The 3920-nt window shown below is 66.6% G+C and carries 6 protein-coding genes; 5 read left to right on the plus strand and 1 reads right to left on the minus strand.

Translation table 11 applies throughout. The features are described 5' to 3' along the window. Both QZ847_RS03900 and QZ847_RS03905 read left to right on the plus strand, forming a co-directional pair. A partial coding sequence (locus QZ847_RS03900; protein ID WP_294353225.1) for a FumA C-terminus/TtdB family hydratase beta subunit occupies positions 1 to 824 on the plus strand: 824 nt, incomplete at its 5' end. 114 nt (positions 825 to 938) lie between these two features. Beyond that, entirely contained in the window at positions 939 to 1496 is a 558-nt protein-coding gene (locus QZ847_RS03905; RefSeq protein ID WP_294353228.1) for a DUF1993 family protein, read from the plus strand. Between the two features lie 567 nt (positions 1497 to 2063). Here QZ847_RS03905 and QZ847_RS03910 read toward each other — a convergent pair. Further along, complete coding sequence (locus tag QZ847_RS03910; protein WP_294353229.1) at positions 2064 to 2615, minus strand: hypothetical protein; 552 nt, start codon at positions 2613 to 2615, stop codon at positions 2064 to 2066. Between the two features lie 111 nt (positions 2616 to 2726). Between QZ847_RS03910 and QZ847_RS03915 the strand changes: the two genes are divergently transcribed. Genes QZ847_RS03915 through QZ847_RS03925 form a run of 3 tightly spaced genes read left to right on the plus strand, consistent with a single transcriptional unit; the run spans position 2727 to position 3741 of the window. Beyond that, a complete protein-coding gene (locus tag QZ847_RS03915) occupies positions 2727 to 3119 on the plus strand; it encodes a PRC-barrel domain-containing protein (RefSeq protein ID WP_294191253.1) in 393 nt (130 codons plus the stop codon). Between the two features lie 20 nt (positions 3120 to 3139). Continuing rightward, positions 3140 to 3598, plus strand: coding sequence for a DUF3597 domain-containing protein (locus tag QZ847_RS03920; RefSeq protein ID WP_294353231.1), 459 nt, complete (start codon positions 3140 to 3142; stop codon positions 3596 to 3598). A 5-nt stretch (positions 3599 to 3603) separates the two neighbouring features. Next, positions 3604 to 3741: a hypothetical protein gene (locus QZ847_RS03925; protein ID WP_294353233.1), complete on the plus strand. Its 138-nt coding sequence runs from the start codon at positions 3604 to 3606 to the stop codon at positions 3739 to 3741. Positions 3742 to 3920: the final 179 nt, after the last annotated feature.

Consider the following 3920-nt stretch of genomic DNA (forward strand, 5'->3'; position numbering starts at 1 on the left):
AGATCTTCGAAAAGGTCAACGCGCTGGGCATCGGCGCGCAGGGGCTGGGCGGCCTCACCACCGTGCTGGACGTGAAGATAAAGGAATGGCCGTGCCACGCCGCGGGCAAGCCGGTGGCGATGATCCCGAACTGCGCCGCGACCCGCCACGCGCACTTCACACTCGACGGCAGCGGCCCGGCGTATCTGGAAGCGCCCAAGCTCGACGAATGGCCCAAGGTCGACTGGAAGCCCGACACCGCGGCGATCCGCGTCGATCTCGACACGCTGACGCCCGAGGTGGTCGCGCAGTGGAAGCACGGCGACCGCCTGCTGTTGAACGGCAAGATGCTCACGGGGCGTGACGCCGCCCACAAGCGCATCGCCGACATGCTGGCGCGCGGTGAGGAACTGCCGGTCAGCTTCCGGGGCCGGGTGATCTATTACGTCGGGCCGGTCGACCCGGTGGGCGAGGAAGTGGTGGGGCCTGCTGGTCCGACGACCGCGACGCGGATGGACAAGTTCACGCGCATGATGCTCGACCAGGGCCTGCTCGCGATGGTCGGCAAGGCTGAGCGCGGGCCGGCGGCAACCGAGGCGATCCGTGAGGCGAAGTCGGCCTATCTGATGGCGGTCGGCGGCGCCGCGTACTTGGTCGCGCGCGCGATCAAGGGATCGAAGGTCGTCGGGTTCGAGGATCTTGGGATGGAAGCGATCTACGAGTTCGAGGTCAGCGACTTCCCCGTCACGGTCGCGGTTGATGCCGAGGGGCAGAACGTCCACCAGCTCGCCCCGCTGGTGTGGCGCGAGAAGATCGCGCGCGAGGGGCTGCTCCAGCCGGTGTGACGCGCGCGCGCCGGTCGCGGTGACACGATTGCCGCGCCCGGCGGCTTGCTTGACGAGCGACGGTGCGCGGCGGATGGGTGCATTCCCGTTCCACAGCCCCGAGCGAGCGACCGCATGACCCTGTCAGATCTGCTGCTGCCAACCTACACCCAGATGCTGGGCACGATGGCCAAGTGGCTCGACAAGGCCGAAGCCGCGCGCGGCGACGAAGTCGATGCGCTGCTCGGCTCGCGGCTCGCGCCCGACATGTTCCCGCTTGCCACACAGGTGCGCTTCGCGTGCCGGCAGGCGCAGGAGGCGGTGTTCCGCCTGCAGGGTCGTGACTTCCCACCCGAACTGCAAGCGCTGCTTGAAGAGGCGCGAAATGGGGGTGACGAGCCGGGTACGCTTGCCGACGCACGGGCGCGGATTGGTGAGACGCTGGCGGTCGTCAAGACGGCAGGGCGGGACGGCTTCCTGCTCGATGGCAATGCCGCGCTCTCCCACGAACTGCCCAACGGCATGGTGCTTGACGTGACCGCAACCGTGTACGCGCGCGACTGGGCGCTGCCGCAATTCTACTTTCACGTCGTGACCGTCTACGCGATCCTGCGCGCGCAGGGCGTCGAGCTGGGCAAAGCCGACTATTGCGCGCACATGCTGCCGTACTTGCGCATGCCGCAAACCGACTGAGGTGAGCGCATAAGCAGGGCCGCCGGCGTGGGTTATGTCCTACAACGATCGGGCGCGTTACGCCGGATTCGTCTCTGATAACGCTATAATCCGCCCACGCGCCTGCGCGCGCACTCGCGGGCACGCGCACATTAGGTATGACTTTTGTGACCTTCCGCGGGGCGTGACACAGATGTCCTGCGCGCATCCACCAGCTCGGAAATGAGAAGAGGCTGCCGGACCGTCTCTCGACGAACCCGACAGCCCCTAGACATGGTCAGCGGCCGGAGAGCTCCAGCCCGGGAGACCATGAACGCCTCTGTGAACGCATCAGCGAACCGTAGAATAAGGAGGCAATCTCCTCCGGTCCGTCAACGCACCCTTAGAAGCGAGTCCCCCGAACGAACTGAACCGAACCCACTGCTGAACCATGAGACATCGGATCACCTCCTTTCGCTGGTTGAAGACTCGTGCGACCTGCGTTGATCGCGTCTTCAATGTGTCCCTGCGACGGGTGATATACAAGGCTTGTATTGTCGCGCGGTCTGATCGAACATCCGCCGCCGCAGCGTGGCCGCGACTTCGCAATTAGCCGCGGCAATCCTCGATCACGCGACCTATCTCGGCATAGGGCGGCAGCACCAGCGCGGGCGTGCCCGCCTGTTCGATCACGAAGCGCCCGCGGCTGAACGCCATCGCGTCGAGCAACGGATCGTTCGGGGCTAAGGCAGTCGCGACATAGGGTGGGGTGCCGCCGGTCGGCTGCGCCGCGACGCTGCGGGTCGCCGAGGTCGTGCGGATCGTGAACGGCGTCGCTATGGTGCCAGCGCGCGACAGGAACACCCGCCGCTCGCCCAGATCGCAGCGCAGCACCGCCAGCGCATCCTGTCCCGCGGTGCCGAACAGGGCGCGGCTGCCGCGCGCGTCGCGTCCGTAGCTCCACGTGCCAGGCATCCGCGGCCAGTCCTGCCAATCGACCGGCGACGGGGCGGGCAGCGCAATCGTCGGGGTCGGCGCGGGGCGCGGCACGTCGACGGGGGCCGGGGCACGCGGCGGCGCGACGCAGGCGGCAACCCATAGCAGCGCGACGACGGGCGAAAGGCGGAGCGGCGAGTGGAAGCGGTGGCGCGGTGCGATCATCCGTCCTGCTATGCCGGATGCGTCTCGGAGGCTCAACCACGGCTGGAACCCGCCGCCACGGCAGACGGTTGTTCCGGCGCAAGCGCCGCAGGCGTCATCACAGGAGCCCCCATGTCCGACCACGACGCCGCATCAACGACCTCTGGAGAGCCGACTCAGTTGCTGGTCCGCTCGACGCTGTCCGACTCGATGCGGGTCGACAGTCGCGACGGCGACCATCTCGGCGCTGTTCACGCCTTCATGGTGCACAAGGGATCGGGCCGGGTGACGCACGCGGTGCTGAGTTTGGGCGGGTTTCTCGGCATGGGAAAAAGCTTTTACCCGCTGCCGTTCGGGCTGTTGTCGCTCGACGCGGTGCGCGACCTTTACGTCGTCACGATCGATCGGCGCATGCTGGAAGGCGGGCCGAGCTGGGCGAACAACCCCCCGGTGTTCAACCAGTCCTACGCCGACAGCGTCGCGCGCTACTATGAAGTGCCGGCCGAGAACCTCGCCAACGGTTGAATGAGAAAGGACCTGTCACGATGAGCATTTTCGGCAAGATCAAGGACGCGATCTTCGGTCACAACGGCCCGCTCGGTGGTCAGTTCGGCGGCAAGAAGGAGGCGGCCCCCGCACCCGCGCCTGCACCGGTGGGTGGCGCCGCGCACCCGGCACCGCAGCAACAGCCCCAGTCCGCGCCGGCGCAGGCTCCCGCGACGCCCGCCCCGACCCCGGCGCGGCCGGTCGACGTCGAGCAGGTGCTGACCAACATTTCCGCGCCGAAGGGCAATCCGAACCTCAACTGGCGCACGTCGATCGTCGACCTGATGAAGCTGCTCGACCTCGATTCAAGCCTCGACAATCGCAAGGAGCTCGCGACCGAGCTCGGTTACAGCGGAGCGAAGGACGGGTCGGCCGAGATGAACATCTGGCTTCACAAGGCAGTGATGCGCGAGCTGGAGAAGAACGGCGGCACCGTGCCCGCCAGCATGAAGGACTGAGGCCGATGTCGGACAAGCAGAACGACGTGCAGAAGGCGACCGAGGAGCTGCTCGAAGACCCAGATGCGCCTAACAGGGGAAATACGCGCCCACCGCAGACGATCGACGCCGAACCAGCGCGCATCGACAAGGACGCGCGGTAAGCTACGAGTGAGGCGGTACCTGCTGGTGCCGCCTTCTCCTATACGCGTGCCTATCAAGCGCTAGCCGAAACCCAGCCTCCCCAACTTACGGAAGAACCCAGCTCTCGGATTAAATCGGCAATGCAGTCGCCGGTGTTAAATTGCCGCCAACCGCTTGGTCAGCGACGGTCGCCTTCGAC

The organism is uncultured Sphingomonas sp. (assembly GCF_913778135.1).
Lineage (GTDB): Bacteria > Pseudomonadota > Alphaproteobacteria > Sphingomonadales > Sphingomonadaceae > Sphingomonas.